General features: G+C 52.6%; 20 protein-coding genes. 6 read left to right on the top strand and 14 right to left on the bottom strand.

The window, feature by feature from the left end; translation table 11 throughout:
* Positions 1-16: 16 nt before the first annotated feature.
* The 6 genes from RBT11_06730 to RBT11_06705 form a co-directional block, all read right to left on the bottom strand.
* Positions 17-391: a response regulator gene (locus tag RBT11_06730; protein MDX9786450.1), complete on the bottom strand. Its 375-nt coding sequence runs from the start codon at positions 389-391 to the stop codon at positions 17-19.
* Positions 392-418: 27 nt separating this feature from the next.
* Complete coding sequence (locus tag RBT11_06725; GenBank protein MDX9786449.1) at positions 419-2773, bottom strand: DUF294 nucleotidyltransferase-like domain-containing protein; 2355 nt, start codon at positions 2771-2773, stop codon at positions 419-421.
* Between the two features lie 38 nt (positions 2774-2811).
* Complete coding sequence (locus RBT11_06720; protein MDX9786448.1) at positions 2812-5001, bottom strand: exonuclease domain-containing protein; 2190 nt, start codon at positions 4999-5001, stop codon at positions 2812-2814.
* Positions 5002-5082: 81 nt separating this feature from the next.
* Complete coding sequence (locus RBT11_06715) at positions 5083-6837, bottom strand: sodium:solute symporter family protein (protein ID MDX9786447.1); 1755 nt, start codon at positions 6835-6837, stop codon at positions 5083-5085.
* 54 nt (positions 6838-6891) lie between these two features.
* Entirely contained in the window at positions 6892-7152 is a 261-nt protein-coding gene (locus RBT11_06710; protein MDX9786446.1) for a DUF4212 domain-containing protein, read from the bottom strand.
* A gap of 194 nt (positions 7153-7346) precedes the next feature.
* Positions 7347-7562 (bottom strand): hypothetical protein, encoded by a 216-nt coding sequence (locus tag RBT11_06705; protein MDX9786445.1) that lies wholly within the window; start codon positions 7560-7562, stop codon positions 7347-7349.
* A gap of 739 nt (positions 7563-8301) precedes the next feature.
* Between RBT11_06705 and RBT11_06700 the strand changes: the two genes are divergently transcribed.
* The 6 genes from RBT11_06700 to RBT11_06675 all read left to right on the top strand — a co-directional run bounded on the left by RBT11_06700 (position 8302) and on the right by RBT11_06675 (position 12783).
* Positions 8302-8928 carry a NifB/NifX family molybdenum-iron cluster-binding protein gene (locus RBT11_06700; GenBank protein ID MDX9786444.1) on the top strand — a complete coding sequence of 209 codons (627 nt, stop codon included), beginning with the start codon at positions 8302-8304 and terminating at the stop codon, positions 8926-8928.
* A 17-nt stretch (positions 8929-8945) separates the two neighbouring features.
* Positions 8946-9368 carry an iron-sulfur cluster assembly scaffold protein gene (locus RBT11_06695; GenBank protein ID MDX9786443.1) on the top strand — a complete coding sequence of 141 codons (423 nt, stop codon included), beginning with the start codon at positions 8946-8948 and terminating at the stop codon, positions 9366-9368.
* 8 nt (positions 9369-9376) lie between these two features.
* Positions 9377-9889 carry a NifB/NifX family molybdenum-iron cluster-binding protein gene (locus RBT11_06690; protein MDX9786442.1) on the top strand — a complete coding sequence of 171 codons (513 nt, stop codon included), beginning with the start codon at positions 9377-9379 and terminating at the stop codon, positions 9887-9889.
* A gap of 25 nt (positions 9890-9914) precedes the next feature.
* Positions 9915-10283, top strand: coding sequence for a DUF5320 domain-containing protein (locus RBT11_06685; GenBank protein ID MDX9786441.1), 369 nt, complete (start codon positions 9915-9917; stop codon positions 10281-10283).
* 17 nt (positions 10284-10300) lie between these two features.
* A complete protein-coding gene (locus RBT11_06680; protein MDX9786440.1) occupies positions 10301-11275 on the top strand; it encodes a radical SAM protein in 975 nt (324 codons plus the stop codon).
* 122 nt (positions 11276-11397) lie between these two features.
* Positions 11398-12783: a sigma 54-interacting transcriptional regulator gene (locus RBT11_06675; protein ID MDX9786439.1), complete on the top strand. Its 1386-nt coding sequence runs from the start codon at positions 11398-11400 to the stop codon at positions 12781-12783.
* A gap of 4 nt (positions 12784-12787) precedes the next feature.
* Here RBT11_06675 and RBT11_06670 read toward each other — a convergent pair whose 3' ends face one another.
* The 8 genes from RBT11_06670 to flgA all read right to left on the bottom strand — a co-directional run bounded on the left by RBT11_06670 (position 12788) and on the right by flgA (position 21424).
* Positions 12788-13723: a Tim44 domain-containing protein gene (locus tag RBT11_06670; protein MDX9786438.1), complete on the bottom strand. Its 936-nt coding sequence runs from the start codon at positions 13721-13723 to the stop codon at positions 12788-12790.
* A 164-nt stretch (positions 13724-13887) separates the two neighbouring features.
* Positions 13888-15120, bottom strand: a complete 1233-nt coding sequence (gene flgL, locus RBT11_06665; GenBank protein MDX9786437.1) for a flagellar hook-associated protein FlgL — start codon at positions 15118-15120, stop codon at positions 13888-13890.
* 31 nt (positions 15121-15151) lie between these two features.
* Positions 15152-17491 (bottom strand): flagellar hook-associated protein FlgK, encoded by a 2340-nt coding sequence (gene flgK, locus RBT11_06660; GenBank protein MDX9786436.1) that lies wholly within the window; start codon positions 17489-17491, stop codon positions 15152-15154.
* A 2-nt stretch (positions 17492-17493) separates the two neighbouring features.
* A complete protein-coding gene (gene flgN, locus RBT11_06655; GenBank protein MDX9786435.1) occupies positions 17494-17985 on the bottom strand; it encodes a flagellar export chaperone FlgN in 492 nt (163 codons plus the stop codon).
* A 137-nt stretch (positions 17986-18122) separates the two neighbouring features.
* Entirely contained in the window at positions 18123-18509 is a 387-nt protein-coding gene (locus RBT11_06650) for a rod-binding protein (GenBank protein MDX9786434.1), read from the bottom strand.
* A 34-nt stretch (positions 18510-18543) separates the two neighbouring features.
* Entirely contained in the window at positions 18544-19671 is a 1128-nt protein-coding gene (locus RBT11_06645) for a flagellar basal body P-ring protein FlgI (GenBank protein MDX9786433.1), read from the bottom strand.
* Between the two features lie 45 nt (positions 19672-19716).
* Positions 19717-20451 carry a flagellar basal body L-ring protein FlgH gene (locus tag RBT11_06640; protein ID MDX9786432.1) on the bottom strand — a complete coding sequence of 245 codons (735 nt, stop codon included), beginning with the start codon at positions 20449-20451 and terminating at the stop codon, positions 19717-19719.
* 10 nt (positions 20452-20461) lie between these two features.
* Positions 20462-21424 (bottom strand): flagellar basal body P-ring formation chaperone FlgA, encoded by a 963-nt coding sequence (gene flgA / locus RBT11_06635; protein ID MDX9786431.1) that lies wholly within the window; start codon positions 21422-21424, stop codon positions 20462-20464.
* Positions 21425-21493: the final 69 nt, after the last annotated feature.

Raw genomic sequence — 21493 nt, 5'->3', positions numbered from 1 at the left:
TTCCTGCCTGTTATTTTCAACTTTCCGCCTTCAGAAGGGTTTTTACCTTTTCAATAATTTCCACATTCGAGAACGGTTTGACGATGTATTCGTCGGCCCCCAGCACCATTCCCTTTGCAATATCGACTTCGCGTCCTTTCGCAGTCAGAAAAACAATCTTAATGTCTTTCCATTCCGGTTTAAGCCGAATCTTCTCACATACTTCATAGCCATCCATGCCGGGCAGCATGATGTCCAGAAGCAGCAAATCCGGCTTTTTCTTGGCGATTTGATCTATGGCATCTTCGCCGTTACAGGCCACAAGTACTTCGTAGCCCTGCCGGCGTAACAGAAAATCAAGCGGTACCACAATATTCTCTTCATCCTCGACTATCAGAATCGTCTCCGGCATGTGTTAACCTCCGTGTCCCTTTACAGGTCATGCGCCCCCCGTAAATTCGAGTTTCATAAGGGTTTGCAGTCCTTCAATCCGTTTGAATATTTCCTTTAACAACGCTTGCTCAATGCGGGATAAGTGCTTCGGATTAAGATAATTATCGGGTGGCCGCCCATTGTCGATATCCTGAATCTGACACATCAGCCGGTGTTCCATTAAATGATCAAAGGCCTGATTCATATCTTCATAAACTTCAGGGGTGATCATCTTTTCCAGATAGAGCCGGTATAACCGGTCCTGCGTATTGATTTCGGCAATATTGTAGCGAAGCGAATAGATCCGCGCAAAATCAACAATGGGTACCATCGCATTCTTGATATTGAATTTGTTGCGGTGAACCCCCTTGGTCTCGACTGCAAAGGTTCTGAAAAAACCCAACGGCGGTTTAAACCGCAGCGCATTGAGGGTCAGATCCCTGAAAAACCGCGACCATCCGGCCAGTCGCTCAAACAGGTACAGCCGCAATTCATCCACCATTTCCACATGGCCATACCCGCATCTGAAATCGAAAAAGACCGCGGCCTGAAGCAAATCCTTGTTGGTCGACACACGAATCCAGGAATTGAAGTATTCCTTCCATTTTGAAAGCGGCTGGCACCATTTCGGGTTTTTGGCCATCACCTCCCCTTTGCAAAAGGCATAGCCCGCCTCATTGAGCCATTCACACACCGTGTCGCCGAGCTTCAGGAAATAATGTTGGACCGCTTCAAGTTCCAATTCGGGGACATCAGCGAAGATAATGGCATTGTCCTGATCGGTTTTCAGGGTTTGCTCCCGTCTGCCTTCGCTGCCCATCACCAGAAAGGCAAATTCCGTCGGCGGAGAACCCACGATGCTCACGGCAAAGGAGATCAACCGGTTCAATACGGCATCGGAGATAGCGGAAATCAGCTTGGTGATTACCCTTGAATTGGCGCCGCTGTTCTTCATGGCCTGAATCAAGCGCGGCAGCCGGTGTTGGATGGTGTTAATCTCATCCCGACTGGTGGCGGCGGAAATTTCACGAATGATGAAAAATGGCGATTGGCCCTGCGCTGCCATCAGGTCCCTGTCGGTCACCACGCCGATGACCTTGTCCTCGGGACCGGTCACCGCCAGGTGTTTGGTGTTGGACTCGATCATTTTCAACAGGGCTTCCGATACCGTTGCATTGATCGAAATACCATATAAGGGATAGGACATTATGGTGGATACCGGCTTTCGAGCATCTCGGCCCAACGCCACGACCTTACGGCGAAGATCATTGTCCGTAACCAGGCCGATATAATCGCCATCAGCCGTCTTAATAAAGATGGAACTGCAATTTTTTCGACTCATTTTAATGGCGGCATCTTTAATGGGGGTCGTTTCGCTACAGGATAACAGGCTGGACTGGCAGAAGTTTTTAACCTGCTGATTAAAAAAGGCGGTGGTTTCCTGCTGCGGCAATGCCGCCTTACGAACCATGGAAGCATAGGTGGTATCCACCATTCGTTTTCCAAAGGCATCGGTAAAGTAATCGGCAAATGCGCTGTATTTTTGACAAAGATTCAAAAATTGCGATTTCGGCACCATATAAAAGCTGGTGCCAGCGCCGACCTGAATGGTTCGCACCGAAATACCGTTATTAATCAATATGGAAATGCCGCCATAGGTATCGCCCGGCCCCAGCGTGCCACGCAACGTCTTGACGCCGTCCTGCTCAAAATAGCGTTCGGCTGAGCCTTTTTGAAAAATATACAGGTTCTCGACCTTTGTTTCTCCCTGATAAAAAAGGGGCGTATCCCGGGAATAGCTCACCCGCGGTATGCCGTAAGAAATGTTGAGCAGTTCAGCTTCCGGAAGCAAGGAAAAGGGGGGGACGCCGGACAGAAAGTTAAACGCCCGCGCCGCCTGCACCATGGCCGCGTAAGATTTATCAAGCATTCGGCGATGAAAAGCTTCAGCAAAGTGGGCGCGAAACGGATCGAATCGATCGCACAGATCCTTAAAAACAGTTTTGGACATCACATACAGTACGGCGTCTTCTTTGACCATAACCGATCTGAGCCCGATGCCGTCATTCATCAGAATTGAAATACCGCCTAGCACGGACCCTTTGGGCAGCATTTCCCGGACGGTTTTTTGCCCATCCCTGTCGAAAAAGGCTTCCAGCACGCCGTCCTTGATGATAATTACTTTTTTTAACCGGGTTCTCCCCTGCACAGATAGGAGCGTCCCCTTTGAATGCGCTTCCACAGCGAGGTGTTGACACAGGCGTATCAGCTCCGTCTCGGGAAGGGAAGAAAAGGCGGGCAGTCCGGATAGAAAGGCAAATAAATGTTGACTGTCTTCTATCGTGTGTACGGTATTGCTCATCAGCGCAGCCCCCTACCCCATGGCGAATTATAGGTCGTTTAGTATTTCATCCGGGCCAGGTAAGTTTTTTTCGAGGCGATCAGCGCATCTTTCAAGGTGTTGATTCCCTGCGCGGACAACAGCTTCACCAGTTTGATAAAAATTCCACCGGCCGCCATCGCGTCGCCCAGCGCAGTGTGGCGGTTGATGATTTCCACCCCCAGCCGTTTGGCGATTTCTTCAAGGCTGTGATCCGATTGGGTGGGGTGAACAACGGCCGAAAGCAGCATAGTGTCCAGGACCGGATTGGCGATTCTCACGCCGGTTTTTTCTTCCTGCATGTTAAGAAGACACATATCAAAAGCCGCATTATGCGCGATCAGCACCGTGTCTTCTGCGAAGCGCTTGAAAACCGGCAGCACCTCGGCAATTATCGGCCGGCCTGTCAGCATCTCCGGTTCAAGGCCGTGGACCTGAATGGATTTTCGGCTCGGCGGCTTTCCGGGGTTGACAAGTTGGTCAAAATAATCGTTTTTCAGCAACCGCAGATTCACGATTCTGACGGCCGCAATGGAGATGATTTCATCCCCGTTGCGGGGTTCAAGTCCCGTGGTTTCGGTATCAAATACCGTATAGGTGATATCCGTCAACAGCCGCTCGTTTAACTCCGGGTGTTCGGCGGGTTGGTTGAACAGGTCAAAATCATAAAATTCCGGCCGGTTTTCAGCCACGATGGATATTTCCCTTCCGATGGCGGTATGCAGGTTCTCGTGTCTCGGAAGGAAAATGTGCAAATAAGCGACATCCCGGGCCTGACGATCCGAAGCGGGCACCATTTCCACATCGTGATTATCAAAAATTTCCTTGAGCGTCAAAGGCAACCTCTCCTTGCCGACGAGCGGGAATCGGGCCATCCAGGCTTGCAGGGTTTCCGTTTTGAGCGGATGGCCCATCCATTCGACGGCCAGAATGACGGATGAATTCCGGATGCCGGTTTTACAGACAAATTCCCTGCACTGTGCCTCATTGGCAATTAGATACAACACAAAGCTTACCGCCAGAGTGAACGAATAGCCGTCAACGCAAACGCTTTCCTTAACCTCCGCTTCTTCAAAGTCCAATGCGATTTGGAAGGGTTTTTCCACCTTGCCGCGGATCGCCCTGAGTAGTTCCACGACCGGCGTGGGGATCAAGGGCCATCCGCTTTTAATCCTCACGGAATAATTGAAGTCGCTCTGATTGTTGATGATGCCGCTGAGCAGCTTGGATTCTTTCAGGATAATGTTTAAAAACTGTTGGGTTTCCGTCTCGGTGATATCGGGATACTCACAAATCAATTCCGCCGAGGAACGGATGGCAGACACCTTTCTTCTGACATTGGAGATTAATGAGTTCAGGTGCAGAATGATACGGGCGTCATTTTCCAACTCCGCCGTTATATTATAGATGATGAAAACAAATCCACCGTATTCCCGAATGGAATTGAGAATCGGAACCACTTCGACACGGAACATTTGCTGGTGTTTGTTCACCATCACAAAACTGGTGACGGCCGGCTGCTGCCGGCTGCGCAGTTTGGTGGTGATGTCATTGATGGCATACCGCAGCAGATAGCGGTCAATCACGCTGAAAAGGGAACGGCCGATGCTGACAAATTGATCCGCCTCTTCGTCCGCGTCTTTGTATTCTGGCCTGCCGCGGCGAAGGCTCGATAAGATCCTTTTGGCCTGTTGGTTGCAGAGCAGTATCTGGCCCTTGGCATTGCAAATGACCACGCCTTCCGTCAATTCACTGACAATGGCGGCAAAGATGTTTTTCTCTATTTCGGTCTCGGCTCTGGCGTGATCGATTTTTTTTTGAACGTCTGTCTTGAGTGCTTCGTACAGATCGATATTGCGGTTGATCATTTCGGCAAGACCGGCGATGTCCCGGCTACCGTCAACCTGAACACGTAGCGAGGGGTTGACCGTGAGGATCAGGTCGGTTTCTTCCTTGAGTCGATTCAGCGGTCGAATAAAAAAGTTATAAAACCATTCCAGGACAAGCGCATACCCTGCTAGAAGCAGGGCCGCGGGGATAAAAAAATAAGCAAAATAACGGGTGAACAGGTCGGCAATAAGCGCTTTTTCCGCCGTGCCCATGACTCGCCTCAACAGGAAAATCGTGGTGGCGATGATGATGATATTGACAGTTGTCGATACGATGACAAACCAGACAAAATCGGCTTTGGGCTTTACTCGAAAATTCAAAGCGTTTCATCCATGTAATTCAGTCAAAAGGAGGACAAGAGACACCCCTTTCCGGGATGCCTCTTGTTTAAGGGAAGTCGGTTAAGCGATTACCCGCGGGTAGCGAAGGCTTTCGACCATGTCCTGAACCTTTTTCGGCGGGGCTTTGGTCACATTGGACACCCCGATTATGACAATAAAATTGATCAGCATGCCGATCGTGCCGATGCCCTCCGGCGAAATGCCCCACAGCCAGTTGGCCGATACATTGGCGGCCGGGTTTACAAACTTGAAGTAAATGATATAGGCCGCTGTAAAAGCCAACCCCGAAAGCATGCCGAAAATCGCCCCTTCCTTGGTGGCGCGCTTCCAGAAAATCCCGAGCAGAATAACCGGGAAGAAAGATGAGGCCGCCAAACCGAAGGCAAACGCGACCACCTGCGCGACAAATCCGGGCGGGTTGATGCCGAAATAGCCGGCCACGACCACGGCAAACCCCGCTGCGATTCGGGCGGCCAGCAGTTCCTGCCTTTCGGTCAGGTTCTTTGCGGTAACATTTTTCAACAGATCATGAGAAAATGCCGAAGCGATAACGAGCAGCAGTCCAGCCGCAGTGGAAAGCGCGGCCGCTAGTCCGCCGGCCGCCACCAGTGCGATGACCCACGCCGGCAGTTTTGCGATTTCAGGGTTCGCCAGCACCATGATATCGTTGTCCACATAAAGTTCATTGGTGTTGGTGGCGTCCGGATTGTCTTTTGTTTTGCTCGGCTTGCCGCCCGTAAAGGCCGCCCCTTTGGCATATTGTATTTTGCCGTCGCTGTTTTTATCGGCCCAACTGATCAGACCGGTTTTTTCCCAGTTCTTAAACCAGCTCGGCGCGTTAACATATTCCGCGTTATGCAAGGTCTTGATCATGTTGAGCCGCGCAAAAGCGGCCACTGCCGGTGCCGTCGTGTATAAAATGGCGATAAAGAGCAATGCCCATCCGGCGGATGCCCGGGCGCCCTTGATGGTTGGGGTAGTGAAAAACCGAATGATAATATGCGGAAGCCCGGCGGTTCCCACCATGAGCGCAAAGGTGATCATAAAGACATCGATCATGCTTTTGGCACCGCGCGCTGTATAGGCGGAAAAGCCGAGATCCATCTGAACCTGATTGAGCTTTTCAAGCAGATATCCGCTGTCCGTGTTCAGCAATCGCATGCCGTTTTCACTGAGCGCACTCCCGTAGCCCAGTTGCGGAATCGGGTTGCCGGTAAGCATGATCGAGATAAATATCGCGGGAATCAGATAAGCAAAAATCAGCACGCAGTACTGCGCCACCTGCGTATAGGTAATTCCTTTCATGCCGCCCATCACCGCATAAATAAAGACGATGCCCATGCCGATCAGAACACCCGTGTTGATCGGCACCTCCAGGAATCGGGCGAAGACAACACCGACACCGCGCATCTGACCCGCTACATAGGTAAAGGAAACGAAAATGGCGCAGATGACGGCGACAATGCGGGCCGTGTCTGAATAATATCGCTCCCCCACGAACATCGGCACCGTGTATTTACCGTATTTACGAAGATACGGCGCCAGCAACATGGCCAACAGCACATACCCGCCGGTCCACCCCATCAGATACATGGCCCCATCCCTGCCGATGAACGATATCAGGCCTGCCATGGAAATAAAGGAAGCTGCCGACATCCAGTCGGCACCGGTTGCCATCCCATTTAACACGGGATGCACTTGTTTTGCCGCAACATAAAAATCTCCAGTCGTCTTTGCTTTTGCCCAAAACGCGATCCCGATGTAGAGAGCAAAAGAAATCGCGACGATAATCCAAGTCCATGCTAAAATGCCCATACGATGTTCCTCCCTTTTGAATATCCGTCAGATCAATAAGCGCCATCCTCGAATTCAATTTTTTTCATGAACGTCATATTTGATATCCAATGCGTTCATGAGCTTGACATATACGGCAATCAAAATGACGAAAATGACCTCCGAGCCCTGGTTCGCAAACCAGAACCCCAAAGGGAAGCCCACAATTTTAATGTGATCGAGCGCATCGGCCAGGATGATTCCGAACAAATACGATACACAAAACCATATCGCCAAAAGAATTGAGACATATTTTAAATTTTGACGCCAGTAGCCCTTCAAATCGTTTTGCTCCACGGCATGTCCCTCCCATGTGATGATGTTGCTGAAAAAATTTCTCCCCCCAAACCATGCTATAAAAACCTGTCCCGAGCGTTATCATTACCCTTCGATCGATCTCACCCCCTTTCAGGTATCCGCATATGGTTTCATAATGTTTCACGGCTTCGGGTTCATCAATGCCTGTCCAATCGTATACGGCAGGCTTTGGTTTATCGCACAAGCGCCCGTATCGCCTTTAAGTGGAACATGGCACCGCGAATAAGCTTATAACGCAGCCAAGTCCGCCCTGCGTCAAGGCATGCGCTAAATCGCTGCTCCCGGCCGAACGGCGCCTTTACCGGATTGGCGATGGATGCTTTTTGATACCCGATACTGAAAAAAAACCGGTTCGCTAATTTCTGATGATATGGTTTTGAGCGCCCCATGGACAGGTTTCGTCAATGGGGTTACAACATTGCTTGCTTTGTCTTTAGGTTTTGCCGGGCCTGAGTGATATCGCCCGGTTTGGTTACCGGCACCACACATTTTCCGTTTGAAGCAGTGAAGAAAATCACAGATGGAGGATACGAGATTAAACAGTTACACCGCCGATAAAGGCTGTTATGAAACGTACTCCTTTTCGGGTTCGTTTTCGGTTATGGGCTATTTCATTCAGGCGCCATGGTTCATGGGATTTATGGGTTCAGGGCCCGATAAACGCCTTTTTGAATTATTAGCAAAACAATAAAAAAGCGGCAAGTGAATTTATGGTTACCCGGCATGGAAACACGGATAGAACCGCGATCGCCGGGCCTTGAGCCTTCGTTTAAGGTGCTGCATGATTTTTCGCAAGCCGGGCGATTTGCAGTATCTTTGCAGTTGCATTCATTTTTGCGTAAGACCTTGCAGCCCCAGAAGCAACGCGTCGACAACCCAAAGGGCTGCACCCGGAATCCGACGAATCTCATACCATCAAAAAAACTACAGTAGCGTTTCAGCACCCATTAAAAAGGACTCACAGTTGCGCTTTAGCTACTTTTAGCCCTCACGCCTTCCGCCGCCTATTATATTTTTTTGTTTATATTCCTAATCGTTATCATTTATTACGGACAGTCTGTCGCGTTTGGCACGGCTCCTGCTTCTTCAAAGGTTAAAACGATACAACCATCTTAAAGGAGTCTTATAATGAAGGTAGCGGTCAGTTCTACAGGAAAAACCCTGGATTCACCCATTGATCCTCGCTTTGGCCGATGCGCCTGTTTCATCATCGTGGAAACCGACGACATGCGCTTTGATGCCTATGACAATGAAAACAAAACCCTTGGCGGCGGCGCTGGCATTCAGGCAGCCGCTTTTGTGGTTTCAAAAGACGTAAAGGCAATTCTGACGGGAAATTGCGGCCCGAATGCGATGACGGCATTTTCAGCAGCAGGCGTTACCGTCTATACCGGACAAACCGGGACTGTCGAAGAAGCCATTAATCGCCTTAGAACCGGCAATCTTAAATCGTCAACGCAACCCACCGTGCCTGAAAAAGCCGGCGTCTCTGCCGTTGGAGCCGGAGCGGCTTCCCCCATGGGAATAGGCCGCTGCCGTGGCGGATCCGGCCGCGGCATGGGGATGGGCGGAGGCCGTGGTATGGGGGGCGGCAGGGGTAGGGGGGTTGGCTCAGGCGTCGCCTTTCCGGGTTCGGGTGGCCCCATCCCACCGGTTGCACCGCGCGAAGATGCGCTGGCGACGCTTAAACAACAGGCGGAAGAATTGCAGCGGCAGATGGAAGCCATTCAAGCCAAAATCAAAAGCCTTGAATAAGCGAAGAAGGACGATGCATGGGAAACCTCGACGATTTTGTAAACAACCTGCAAGCGCAGATCTTTGACGAGGCGAAAGAGGCCTATGGCGAAAAGGGGTTTCAGCGTTGGCGCAATCCCCGCTATCAGGGAAGAATGGAAAATGCCGACGCTCATGCCCGTGTGACGGGAACATGCGGCGACAGCATGGAAATCTACCTCAAATTCGAAAGCAATCGCGTAACAGAAGCGTCCTATTTTACGGATGGTTGCGCATCGAGCGCTATCTGCGGTTCCTTTGCAGCGGAACTCACCTTAGGCAAGGAGCCGGACGCTTTGGCGGACATTACCGGTGAAACCGTGCTTCAGGAGATCGGACGGTTGCCGCCATCGGAACGGCACTGTGCGGATCTTGCCGCGGCGGCGGTTCAAGAAGCATTACGCCATTATATGATTTCATGACGCTAACGATGAAAACAGCCTTCCCATACTGGGAAAATCGAATCGCGCCTGTTTTTGACACGGCAAGGCAGCTTCATCTTGTTGAAAGCGAAGCGGGGCGGATTGTTGCTGAGACACAGGCAACGCTACCGGAAGATCTGCCGGTGCAAAAAACGCTTACGCTGGTGGCGCTGGGCATCACCACCTTGGTATGTGGTGCGATCTCAAGACCGATGCACGAGTTGATTCTTGCTTACGGAATCAAGGTGGTTCCCTTCGTGGCCGGCGATCTGAGCGAGGTCATTCAGGCTTGGCTTCATGACAATTTGGCGCAAACCACCTTCGCCATGCCGGGTTGCCGCAGCCGGAGACGTCAAGGCAACCAAAAACTCGGCCGCATGACCCTCTCGCCGGCGGCCGGCCCTATCGGTTACTGCGTTTGCCCGCAATGCGGACAAAGAGAGCCGCATAAACGCGGCGTGCCTTGTATCGCGTGCAAATGCCCGAAGTGCGGCAGCACCATGACAAGGCAATCACAATGAACCTTTAATATAGGAGGATGCGACAATGCCAGGAGGCGATGGAACAGGTCCCAGGGGAATGGGATCCATGACCGGACGCGCAGCCGGATTCTGCGCTGGGTTTGGTACACCCGGATATTCAAATTTTGCGCCGGGACGAGATGTTGGTATAGGCATTGGGCGAGGCCCGGGATTCGCGGCGCGTGGAGGCGGCCGCAGGGGGTGGCGAAATATGTTCTATGCCACCGGCCAACCAGGCTGGATGCGATATGGCGGATCTGCCATGCCGTATCAGCAAAACGATCCCACACTGGAAAAGCATGCACTTAAGCAGCAAGCCGAGGCGTTGCAGTCGGAACTGGATGATATCAAGAAGCGTTTGAGCCGAATCCTAAACGAAGCCGAAGCGGAATAATCAGGCAAAGGAGAATCATGACCGAAAGCAGTATCCATTTCGCTTATGGGCCCGTTCCATCACGGCGCTTGGGGAAAAGCCTCGGAATTAATAACATTCCGGCTAAGGTCTGCTCCTATTCCTGCATCTACTGCCAAGTGGGACGAACCACGCGATTGGAACACGATCGCTGCTCCTTCTATGAGCCTGAAGACATTTTTCGAGAAGTTCAGCGTAAACTGGCTACAGCAAGTGCCGTTTCGGAACACGTCGATTTCCTTACCTTCGTCCCGGATGGCGAACCCACCCTGGACGTGAACCTGGGTAAGGAAATCGAGCGCTTAAAGACGTTGGGGGTTCCTGTCGGTGTCATCACCAACAGTTCGCTTTTATGGCGCGATGACGTAAGAGAAGAACTATGCATGGCCGATTGGGTGTCACTAAAAATGGATACGGTTCAAGAAGCCATCTGGCGACGCATCAATCGGCCTCATAGCATGTTGCGGCTGTCCCTGATTCTGGAGGGAGTACGCGCCTTCGCCAAGTCTTTCACCGGCCGACTGGTAACGGAAACGATGCTCCTCGGAGGAGTCAACGACAACGAGGACCGCATGAAGGAAGTAGCCGATTTTCTTTATCAGTTGCAGCCGGTTGCGGCCTATCTGAGTATTCCGACCCGTCCCCCGGCGGAGAAATGGGCGCGTGTCCCAAATGAAGAAACCCTGAACCGGGCATATCAACTTCTTTCCGGCAAGGTTAACCGGGTGGAATACCTGATCGGTTATGAAGGCAACGCCTTTGCCTTTACCGGCGATATTGAAAAAGACCTTCTGAGCATAACCGCTGTTCACCCGATGCGAAAAGAGGCTGTCGGCGAGCTTTTGTCCCGGGCTGAATGTTCGTGGCAGGTGGTTGATCGGCTGGTAACCCGAGGGGATCTATTGGAAATAAGGTACCACGACCACATCTTCTATCTGAGGAAATTCTCAAATGACCGGAAAGCGACCCGATAATATGGGTTTTCACTCGAATCGATGATGTTGCTTTATGCTTGCATTATTGCATTCGCGTTGCATAATAGGTCCTGATGGTTGGTTGGAAGCGACCGGAAAAGACTTTTCAGGAGTGCAACGAAATGCGCCGCAGCAAGAGTGCAACGAAAATAATTCGAACACCGACGGAAGTCATTCTGGAGAGCATCTCGGACGGCGTTTTTACGGTGAATCTGCAATGGCGTGTCACATCTTTCAACCGGGCCGCCGAAGAAATTACGGGGGTGTCGCGCAAGGAAGCCATTAATCGACGTTGCGCGGATGTATTTCGTTCCAGCATGTGCGGCGCCGCTTGCCCGCTTCAGCAAACCTTGAGGACGGGGGAGCCCATCATCGGCCAATCCGGATACATCATCGACGCCGACGGAAACCGCATTCCCATCAGCATCTCCACCGCAGTACTGCGGGACGGCGAGGGCCGCGTGATCGGCGGGGCGGAGACTTTCCGCGATCTATCGGAACTCGAGGCATTGCGCCAGGAATTGGCGGGCAAATTCAAGGTTGGTAATCTGAGCAGCCGAAGCCCCCTGATGCAACGCTTGTTTGAGGTTCTTCCCGCCATCTCCGCCAGCCCCAGCACGGTTCTCATTCTCGGGGAAACCGGCACCGGAAAGGAATTGGTGGCGCAAACCATTCACTCGCTCAGCCCTCGCAATCAGAATCCCTTTATCGCGGTAAACTGCGGCGCCTTACCCGACACGCTGCTGGAGTCGGAGTTATTCGGCTACAAAGCCGGCGCCTTTACCGGCGCAACCAAGGACAAACCGGGCCGCTTTGCGCTGGCCAAGGGCGGAACCCTCTTTCTCGATGAAATCGCCGAGGTCAGCCCGGCGCTCCAAGTCAGGCTCCTGCGCGTGTTGCAGGAGCGGATATACGAGCCGTTGGGAGCGACCCGTTCCGAGACCGCTGACGTTCGGGTGATCGTGGCCACCAACAAAGACCTGGCCGAGCAGATGCGCCAGGGGCTTTTCCGGGAAGATCTCTACTACCGTGTCAACGTGGTGCGCGTCGAACTTCCCCCGTTACGCCGGCGCAAAGAGGATATCCCCCTCCTGGTGGACCAGTTCATCTCGCGGTTCAACCAGTTGCAACAAAAATCCGTTCAGGGAATTGCCGCGGAAGCCCTATCCCTTCTCATGGCCCATGATTGGCCGGGAAATATTCGCGAGCTGGAAAACGCCATCGAGCGCGCTTTCATTCTCTGCGGCAATGGGCAGATCGGCATCACGCACTTGCCTGGGGAGTTGACAGCCCACGGCACAGCAAAAAGCGCGAATACCGATATGCGATCCGCCCACGACATTCTCGATGCGCAAGCCATCCGCGCCGCACTCGAACGAAACGGGTTCAACCGGCAGGCGGCGGCGCGAGCGCTCGGCATTCACAAAACCACGCTATTTCGCAGGATAAAAAAAATCGGTCTTGCGCTACCGGAGCAGGACGGCCGCTCCCGTCACAAGAAAGGATAGATTCTTAGTGTTCAATCCCCTCCAGTTTCCAACGTGAACCGCCGACCGGCTTGGCAAAAGTCCAGAATTCTTCAAACTTTATCGGGTTGTGCATATCCCCGCTGATCGTGGCGCCTGACTTTTCATCCACGGTATAGTCCAGCAGGTTGGCAGTAAACCGTACGGTAACAAAAATCTCCCCGTTCTCCACGCCGGCCTGCATCAGATCGACTTTGCGTACAGCGATATTTTCCAATCGATTAATTTGTCCCTGCTCTTTCATCTGTGCGAAATGCCCGGCGTATTCATTCAATAATTCCTGCCCGACAAAATCGTTCAGCCCTTCAGTTTCCCTACGGGTCCAGCCGGCCTGAATCTTGAAGAATAAGTCCTGAGCGGTTTCTTTAAACCCCTCCGGATTAAACTCATTATCCACACGCCAGATTTCTTTGACCCCATCCACAAGGGATTGCGGTGGAACCGTTTCAGAATCCGGCTCAAAATCCGAGACTGATACCGCCTCCGGCATGCTGCGGGCAAAAACCGGGGCGGGGCCTTTATTCGTAACCAATGCCTGCGGTCTGAGAAATTTTTTATACAGAAAATATCCCAGCAGGGCCAGCAACAGGATTTCAACCAAGCCGATGCCGCTGCCGCCCAGCCCGCCCATTCCCGTTCCGTGGGCCATACCGCCGAAAAGCATTCCGCCGAGCATTCCTCCCAGCAGCCCGCCGGCCATCCCCCGGGCAAAGGGGCTGGAAAAAGCGCCAGGCGCCTTTTGGTTCATGGATTGGCTCGGCGCTGCTTGCCGGGAAGGCGCCGAAGGTCTGGTGCTTCTGCTGAAAGATCGACCGCCGGACCGTGAACGGGCTTCAGCCAGTTCACTAACACCGGCAACAACAAAAAAAACCGCTATGACCATGGCGATCATCGCCAGTTTCTTCGAATAGGCATTAAACATCGGTACCTCCCTGTCAATCGGTTGCAATTATTGAGATGAAAAAGTGTAGAAGATAAAGTCGTTTTGCAGCCATGTCAAGGTTTATAGAAAATCTGTGTTTATAGAAAATCTGTTTATAGGAAATCTCGGGTGGGAGAAACCGGGGGAAAACCAACTGCCGGCTGTTACAGATAATCCACCAAGCTAAGCTGCATGATGCGCGATGTGGCGGAGAGGGCCGCTTTATAGGCATTTTCTTTTGCCTGCAATCGGCTGATAGCCTCGATGATGTCGGCTTCTTCAATATCGGATTTTTGCGTATTATGGCTAAGCTTCAATTCTTCGACCACGCTTGTTTTAATATCCAGGGAAACGCCTTTATAACCGATCTGGGAGACGGCGTTGACCATGTTGTTAAATTGCGTGTCCAGACGGGTCATGGATCTTTCAATGCCGCTCGAGCTGCCGCTTTGTAAATACTGTTTCAAATCAATCAGGGTTTTATAGACACTCCAGTCCGCCGGGTTATCACTCGGCAGATCATTGCCGGAAACATCCACCGGGTCAAAGCCGATATCCGGTGCGATGCTTTGCGCCGCATTCGACCCGGAGCCCCATAACAGACTCATATCCGCGCCGTCGTGATGAAAGGTGTAGGTTTTGTCGCTGTTGTAGGTCGCGGTATAAGTCATTCCCGCTGCGGACGCATCCGTCATGGCCGCGCCGATGATGGTGGCGATTTCTTCTCGCGTATAGGTGCCGGCAGGAATGGTGGCCGTGATTTCAGCCCCCATGCCGCTGCCGTCATCTTCCGTAAAATCGATTTTATGATTGGTATCATCCACGGTCAGCCTTTTGCTGTCAAAAATATCGTCCCCCGCATAACCGACCACGATATTCGTGTTTCTTCCCGTTTTAAGGGTAAAGGCCGCCTCGTTCCCGGAATAGATAGCCTCCGAGGGGGTTTCGGGATCATCATAAGCATAGGGCTTGGTATCGACCTTGGTGCCGCTGAATAGAAATTGCCCGTTGACCTGGGTGTTCGCAAGATCCAATATCTGACCGAGCATTTCCTGTATCTGAACCGCCGCATTGGCACGCTCTTCGTTGGACATCGAAGCGTTGTTCATCGCGATGGCAAGTACTTTGGCATCCCCCAACACGCCCTCAATGCTACCAAGGGCCGTCTCAGCCTCGGTCAACCAGGTGTTGGCGGTTCTGATATTCTCCGTCACCTGGTCCAGGTTCGCCAGGCTGGAGCGTAACGCAAGCACACGGCTGAGTCCCACCGGATCATCGGATATGTTGTTAATTCTTTTCCCGGTCGAGACCTCTTGATTGGCCTTATTAAATTCTTCAACCAGCGTTCCCAACCGGGTCTTGGAAGCATCGTAAAGGCTGGAGTGCGTAACTCTCATGGCATATATCCTCTTGGGGCGACGTGGCTTTCTATTTTACCGAAAGCAAGGTTTGTAGCATTTCATCCGCGGTGGTCAAAAGCTTTGAAGCCACGGCAAATGCATGCTGATATTTCATCAGATTGACCATTTCCTCATCCAGGTTCACCCCGGACAGCGCGTCCCGTTGCCCTTGAATGTTCTCCACCATCACCTGGCTGAATTGCGCGTTTCGATTGATACTGGCCGATTTAATGCCAAGAGCACCGATCATGCCCTGATAAAATCCTTCCAGGGTGTTGCTCGTTGTGCCTGACCGATCAGAACTGCTCCGGTCGTAGGTCCATTGGGTCATCGAGTGAGAGACATACTGAATATCGGCAACGGCAATGGCGTTGCTATTGTCGCCCGCGCCGTATGCACCGGCATCATCGAGTCTGGCCGCGGCAATATGGTCTTTATTCTCTAATACGCTGTTAACCGCCATGTTAAGAGCGCTTGCGCCCGTAAAAAAGGTATTAAACCCCAACGCAGCGGCCAAACCGGCATCCTGAACAGAATCATCCGAAAAGGCAAATTGATACGTCCCGGTAGGAGAAAAGGTAAGCTTGTTATCCGTGGTGATCGACGCTTGCACAAAACCGCTGCCCGGACCAGCGCCTGCGACCGCATCCGCTGCACTGTTAAACGCGGTGGCGAACGATGAAAGGGTCCAGTGCCATTGGGTGGGCATCTGTTCTGTCGGAGTGCCGGCGCTATCAGTTGATACGGTAAAGGTTTCTCCACCGAACAGGGTACCGCTTGCAAAATCAAGGGTCATGCCGTCTACGGTGACGGCCGGTTTTGTCGGATCCACGGTAAAGGTGCCGGATGTCGCGCCGTTGCGCCATTCAATATCGATCGGGTCGGTTCCGATTCCACCGCTGTTTTTGACAGTAAAGACATAGGTATCCTGGACGCTTTTCGCGGTGCCGGACACGGCGTTGAACGTTAAAGCGTCCTCGGCTCCCGCCGCATCGGTATGAATCGAAAAGGTGTTTCCTTCATACAGGGCACCGGCGCCGATATCAAAGGTCAAGCCATCTACCGTGCCCACCAGCGTGTTGACATCCGTCACGGTAACCGTACCGGTCTCGCCCGTCGAAGAGCCGTCCGGGTTGAATTTCTCCCAGGAGATCACCGGATCCGATACCGCCGGCCCCACATCCCCGCCCGTCGTCACGGTCATCTTGTATTGAAAAGAGCCTGGTGCAGCCCCCGCCCAATTGCTCACCGTGACATCGGAACCATTCATGTCAACCGTGATATCGACGGGCACGGGTGAAACCACGCCCGCGTCCCTGACCCATATTTTAAACTCACCCGTATCATCAATACGGTCCCCGAACTCGAGCGTGCTAAGCATCTGAGTGGCGTCGGTCCGGTAGGTTCCGGTCAGGGCGCTTGAAAAAAAATTAAGCCCCACCCCCTGGCTGTGCTGCAAATTGACCGACCAGATCAATTCTTCCGCCAAGGTATTCAACTCCTGACGAACCTTGGGAATGATCTCATCCCGCATTTCAAGCCACCCGCCCAGCTTGCCGCCTTTGATCTTGTCGGTAATATCCACATCGCTGCCCTGGGAATCAACCCAGCTCACCTGGCCTGCGTGCAATTGAAGTTGAAAGGTGTCCGCGCCGTAAACCAAAATATGGCCGGTGTTGGTCGCCACGGTCAGGCTGCCGGTGGGCTGTTCATAGGTTTGTATGTCGATAAGCTGCGCCAAATCGCTCACCAGCGTGTTTCGTTTATCCAGCAAGTCATTGGGATTGTCGTTGACCGAGCTGCTGATAATATCGACATTAATTTCAGCGAGTTGATTTGATAAGGCATTTATTTGATCAATCCCCGCCTGTAATTCATGCGCAAGATCGACGTCTATGTGATGCATGCCGTCGGACAACCACTGAAACTGCTCGGCCAAACGAGCGCCCGAGTCATAAACCGCTATCCGTTCCGGATATCCGGTCGGCATGTTGGAAAGACCCTGCCAGGAATTCCAGAAATCGCTGAGTTGCTCGCTCAGGTTGTTTTCGGAGGTTTCGTTAAACAGGCTTTCCAACACCGTCATGTACGATTGCGCTTCATCATAGCGCGACAGCTCCGACTTCTGATTCATCAGTTGTTTTTCAATCAAAAAATTGCTGGAACGGACAATTCCGTCTATCTCAACGCCCGTTCCCATGGTAAACCGGCTCAGTGAAATCGGATCCCGGTTGTCAAATACCGGGGTCTGTCGGCTATAGCCCGGCGTATTGACGTTGGCGATATTATTGCCGGTGACATTGAGTCCTATCTGGTTGGCGGCAAGCGACTGTTTGGCCGTATTCAGCACCATGTTGATTCCGGACATGGCTATACCTCCCGGTGCATCAGAGAGCGGGACCGGGTATGGTCAACCTGCCGACTTCGATCGTAAAAAGCGCCGCCCGAATTATCCCGGGTGAAAATACCGATCAAATCATCCAGCGTGCTTAAATACTCCTCTACAAACGCAACATTTTCGCGGGTACGCTGCTGAATCTCCTCTTTTAACAGAATCAGGCTGTTCTGAAGCGGCCGCAACGCGATTCGCACCGCCAGCGGTACCAGGCGAATGACTTCGGCGGATCGGAAAGAGGCTTTTTTCATTTCATGGGAAATGCCCGCATGGATAAGGGCTTCAAGAATACGTTGCCGAATATCCTCGATACCGCACGCAATTCGCTGTTTTCTATCGGAAGCCTGCCATAACCGGTCTGTTTCCGCCAAGACAATCCACTCTCTCTCGGCCTTCAACACCTCGATCAACTCATGGTAAAGCATGAGCTTTTCCTGGAACAAAAAAACCAGTGCCGCTGTATCCATAACCTCGCTCCTTATCACGATCTCTTTTACTTGTATCGGTCGACCCGGTCGACTTCTTTAGCCGCTGTGTTATTAGACCCTACACCAGAAACATGACCGCTTTCGCGTGTATATTCGCCAAGGGTGAAAAATGGCTTTTATGCCTCCCGGCGTCTCAGCTTTCCAGCATCCGGCTTTGCCGGATTAGGAATACCGGAAACCGCTTCCCGCGCATCCCCTGGTCCTTTAATTTGTCGATAAAGCGCCTCCCCAAACCCAAGGCTCTTTTCGCTTGCCAGGGTCGCGCTGACCTCCTGAATGAACATGGATTCATAAAGTTGCTTCTGAGGGCTGCCCGCAAACACCCCCCCCTCCCCCACCGTCTTTCTCATCGCTTCGAGCATGTATTGAAGCATGATACCCTCAAAATCCGCGCAGGCCTTTCGCAGTTTCAAATCCTTATTGGATTGCCCCTTGAGCGTTGCGCTCCGGGAACCGGAGGCAACCGGTTTCTCGACGGCGCCCGCCAATTCTTCCATATCCATACAATCCGCCTTCCTTCTTAACGCGCAACCGTTGTTATATGATCTCCAATTCCGCCTGAAGGGCACCGGCGGCCTTGATGCTCTGAAAAATGCTGATCAGATCCCTGGGGGTAACCCCCACCGCGTTAAGTGCCTGTACCAGTTCCCGAATGGTCGTGCCCGACTCGATCAGCATCAGCTTGTTACCCTCTTCTTTGATCTCGATGTCCGTCACAGGCGTCACCACGGTGCTGCCCCGTCCGAAGGCTTCAGGCTGACTGACATCAGCTGATTCACGAACCGTGATGCTCAAATTGCCATGGGAAATGGCCACGGTGGAGATACGCACATTTTCACCCACCACCACGGTACCCGTCTTTTCATTCACGATAATTTTAGCCACCACGTCCGGCTCAACATCCAGGGTCTCCACACGCGCCAAAAATCCGGCGACATCGTCCCGCTGCGTTTCCGGAACATTCAGGGTCAGGGTGCCGGAATCAATCGCATGGGCGACCCGAGTGCCCAGTGCGATGTTAATACGATCAGCGACCCGAAGGGCCGTGGTAAAATCCGGGTTAAAGAGCGTCATGGTCAGACTTTCCTTGCCGTTGAGCTGAACCGGCACTTCCCGTTCAATACTGCCGCCGTCCGCTACTCTGGCCACGAGCAAATGATTTTTCGTCACACTTCCACCGGCTCCGGCCGCACCGATGCCGCCCACGGAAACCGGGCCTTGCGCAAGCGCATAAACCTGACCATCCACCGCCTTCAGGGGAGTTAACAGCAGGGTGCCGCCCACCAGACTTTTGGCATCTCCCACGGAAGAGACCATCACATCAATGCGGTTACCGATTCTTGAAAAGGGAAGCATCTTGGCGGTCACCATGACGGCGGCCACATTTTTAACCTTCACATCATTGGCGCTCACACGAACGCCCATTTGGGCCATCATGCTTACCAGAGACTGAATGGTGAACTCGGTACCGGATTTATCGCCGGTTCCGTCCAACCCCACCACCAGCCCGTACCCCACCAGTTGGTTGGTCCGAATGCCCTTAATCGCGGCCAACTCCTTGATACGCGCAGCCATCACCGGCTGCGCCAAAAAGCCCACGACCCCCACGATCATGCCAATGATCATAAAAATCCGCTTCATCGATTTTCCTTTTCGATACATCATGTGTCCGCATCCCCTGCTAAAAAGACCGTTACGGTTTTGAATGCATTAAAACGGCCATGCAAAATCAACCACCCGCGTCAACCACCCCGGCTGCTGCTTGTCCGCTAAAACGCCGGTGCCGTAATATTCGATCCGGGCATCGGCCAGGTAAGTCGATTTGACGCGATTGGCGCCATCAATATCCATGGGCCGCACAATGCCGGAAAGTGCAATGATTTGCGTTTCGCGGTTCACTTTCATTTCCCTGCGCCCCACGATCACCAGATTGCCGTTCGGCAGCACCTGTACCACACGTGCGCCAATGGAAGCAGTGACACTGCCGGAGCGATCGCTGGTGCCTTCCCCGTCAAAACTGTTGCTCAATCTGGCTTTCAAGAGGGTATCGGTTAATGCGCCTTTGCTATTCTTGTTTAAATTCGGGTTCTTGGCCTCCAAAGCCCGCATGTAGCCGAGCATGTGCTCCACACCGGCGTCAATATCCGAGGTGCGGCTGGTGTTGGTGTTCGCCTCCAACTCGGAGGAGGTGTTTTCAACGATATCGACGGTGAGCGTATCCCCTACCTGCCTGGCCTTGGGATCAACAAAAAGAGACGCTGCCGAAGCGCTGAACAATGAGCCTTCATCGGGAGGGGCAACCATTTGCTCAACTACCGGTGAAGGCGCCGGTTGGTTCAAATTCAACACCGCCATCGGAGCGGCCACCCGGCTCGTAACGCATCCGGCCATTCCCATTACCGCCAGCACCCCAACCAAATATCGTGTCATCTTTTTCTTTCTCATATTCAGACCCCTAAAATAATACGTCCACAGTGGATTCCCCTGAAACCCGTCCGATGATGATTTTGTTGGACGTAGGATTCTCCACCCGAACCTGTTCTCCCATGCCACCGGAGGATTTCGCGATCCCCATGGTCGTCACTTTAAGTTTCCCCGAGCCGGCCAGTATTTTGACCCGATTTCCTTTCTGAACCAGCGGCGGAACCTCCAGCATGGCGGAACGAATGGGCGTGCCCGGCCGAATGGAAACCTTGGCCAATTGCCCGGCTGCCTCTGCGATATCGACAAGGACACCCGGTGGATATTCAGATAAATTCACAGATTTCACTGTCAAATCCGCTTCCGTGAGAATCGCATGGTGCGCAACGGCCCGAGCGGCGCAAACCGCCCGGGCAAATCGGTCCACCCAGCCCAGCAGCGTCAATTTTCCGCATTTTTTTCCATTCACTCGAACGGTGGCGCTCAAACTGACATTTCCCATCAGCGCTTGCTTGCCGCACGGGGCAATCGTCAACGCCAGTTTGCCGAGGGGGAACCGGTTCGCACCCCGCACCTTGAATCGGCGCACCTCGAACTGCGTTCCTTTAAGCGCATTGGAAAGAAATCCATCATACGTTTTTCTCAGGAGCGCTTCCTGAAGGCGTTGATAAGCACCCTCAATGCAAACCGTGTCCGGAACAGACACCGCCGCATCAGCCGGCAGCACCCCGGCGGCCTTGATGATGGCCATAATGCGCCGGCCGGATATCTTTTTCTCTTTTCCAGGCTGAGGGGCGCGTCCCAGTCGAATGTCGCCTACTTTATCTTTTAAAGCGGCCGGCGCCGAAATCATCGCAATGTCTTTCAGAAAAATACTCTCCCCCGCGACCCGACCGGCAGCGTCAATCCGAACGCTGATCGAATCCAACGCCACAGCGCTTCCGGAGTGGAAGAAAAGCAAAGAAAAAACGCCCACCATCCATTTAAAATAAATCATACGTGCTTTCAAAAAATTAGGTCGCTCGTCCCGCATAGCGTTATCACCCGTTTACTACCCATTCAGCCA

The sequence above is a fragment of the Desulfobacterales bacterium genome, assembly GCA_034003325.1.
Classification (GTDB): domain Bacteria; phylum Desulfobacterota; class Desulfobacteria; order Desulfobacterales; family JAFDDL01; genus JAVEYW01.
The sequence above is the reverse complement of the archived record's forward strand: the minus strand, read 5'-3'. Positions and strand labels throughout refer to the sequence as shown.

Coding starts and splice junctions, on each gene's coding strand:
- RBT11_06730 (MDX9786450.1), bottom strand. CDS start 391: ATGCCGGAGACGATTCTGATAGTCGAGGATGAAGAGAATATTGTGGTA.
- RBT11_06725 (MDX9786449.1), bottom strand. CDS start 2,773: ATGAGCAATACCGTACACACGATAGAAGACAGTCAACATTTATTTGCC.
- RBT11_06715 (MDX9786447.1), bottom strand. CDS start 6,837: ATGGGCATTTTAGCATGGACTTGGATTATCGTCGCGATTTCTTTTGCT.
- RBT11_06705 (MDX9786445.1), bottom strand. CDS start 7,562: ATGGGGCGCTCAAAACCATATCATCAGAAATTAGCGAACCGGTTTTTT.
- RBT11_06700 (MDX9786444.1), top strand. CDS start 8,302: ATGAAGGTAGCGGTCAGTTCTACAGGAAAAACCCTGGATTCACCCATT.
- RBT11_06695 (MDX9786443.1), top strand. CDS start 8,946: ATGGGAAACCTCGACGATTTTGTAAACAACCTGCAAGCGCAGATCTTT.
- RBT11_06690 (MDX9786442.1), top strand. CDS start 9,377: ATGAAAACAGCCTTCCCATACTGGGAAAATCGAATCGCGCCTGTTTTT.
- RBT11_06685 (MDX9786441.1), top strand. CDS start 9,915: ATGCCAGGAGGCGATGGAACAGGTCCCAGGGGAATGGGATCCATGACC.
- RBT11_06680 (MDX9786440.1), top strand. CDS start 10,301: ATGACCGAAAGCAGTATCCATTTCGCTTATGGGCCCGTTCCATCACGG.
- RBT11_06675 (MDX9786439.1), top strand. CDS start 11,398: ATGCGCCGCAGCAAGAGTGCAACGAAAATAATTCGAACACCGACGGAA.
- RBT11_06670 (MDX9786438.1), bottom strand. CDS start 13,723: ATGTTTAATGCCTATTCGAAGAAACTGGCGATGATCGCCATGGTCATA.
- flgL (MDX9786437.1), bottom strand. CDS start 15,120: ATGAGAGTTACGCACTCCAGCCTTTACGATGCTTCCAAGACCCGGTTG.
- flgK (MDX9786436.1), bottom strand. CDS start 17,491: ATGTCCGGAATCAACATGGTGCTGAATACGGCCAAACAGTCGCTTGCC.
- flgN (MDX9786435.1), bottom strand. CDS start 17,985: ATGGATACAGCGGCACTGGTTTTTTTGTTCCAGGAAAAGCTCATGCTT.
- RBT11_06650 (MDX9786434.1), bottom strand. CDS start 18,509: ATGGATATGGAAGAATTGGCGGGCGCCGTCGAGAAACCGGTTGCCTCC.
- RBT11_06645 (MDX9786433.1), bottom strand. CDS start 19,671: ATGATGTATCGAAAAGGAAAATCGATGAAGCGGATTTTTATGATCATT.
- RBT11_06640 (MDX9786432.1), bottom strand. CDS start 20,451: ATGAGAAAGAAAAAGATGACACGATATTTGGTTGGGGTGCTGGCGGTA.
- flgA (MDX9786431.1), bottom strand. CDS start 21,424: ATGATTTATTTTAAATGGATGGTGGGCGTTTTTTCTTTGCTTTTCTTC.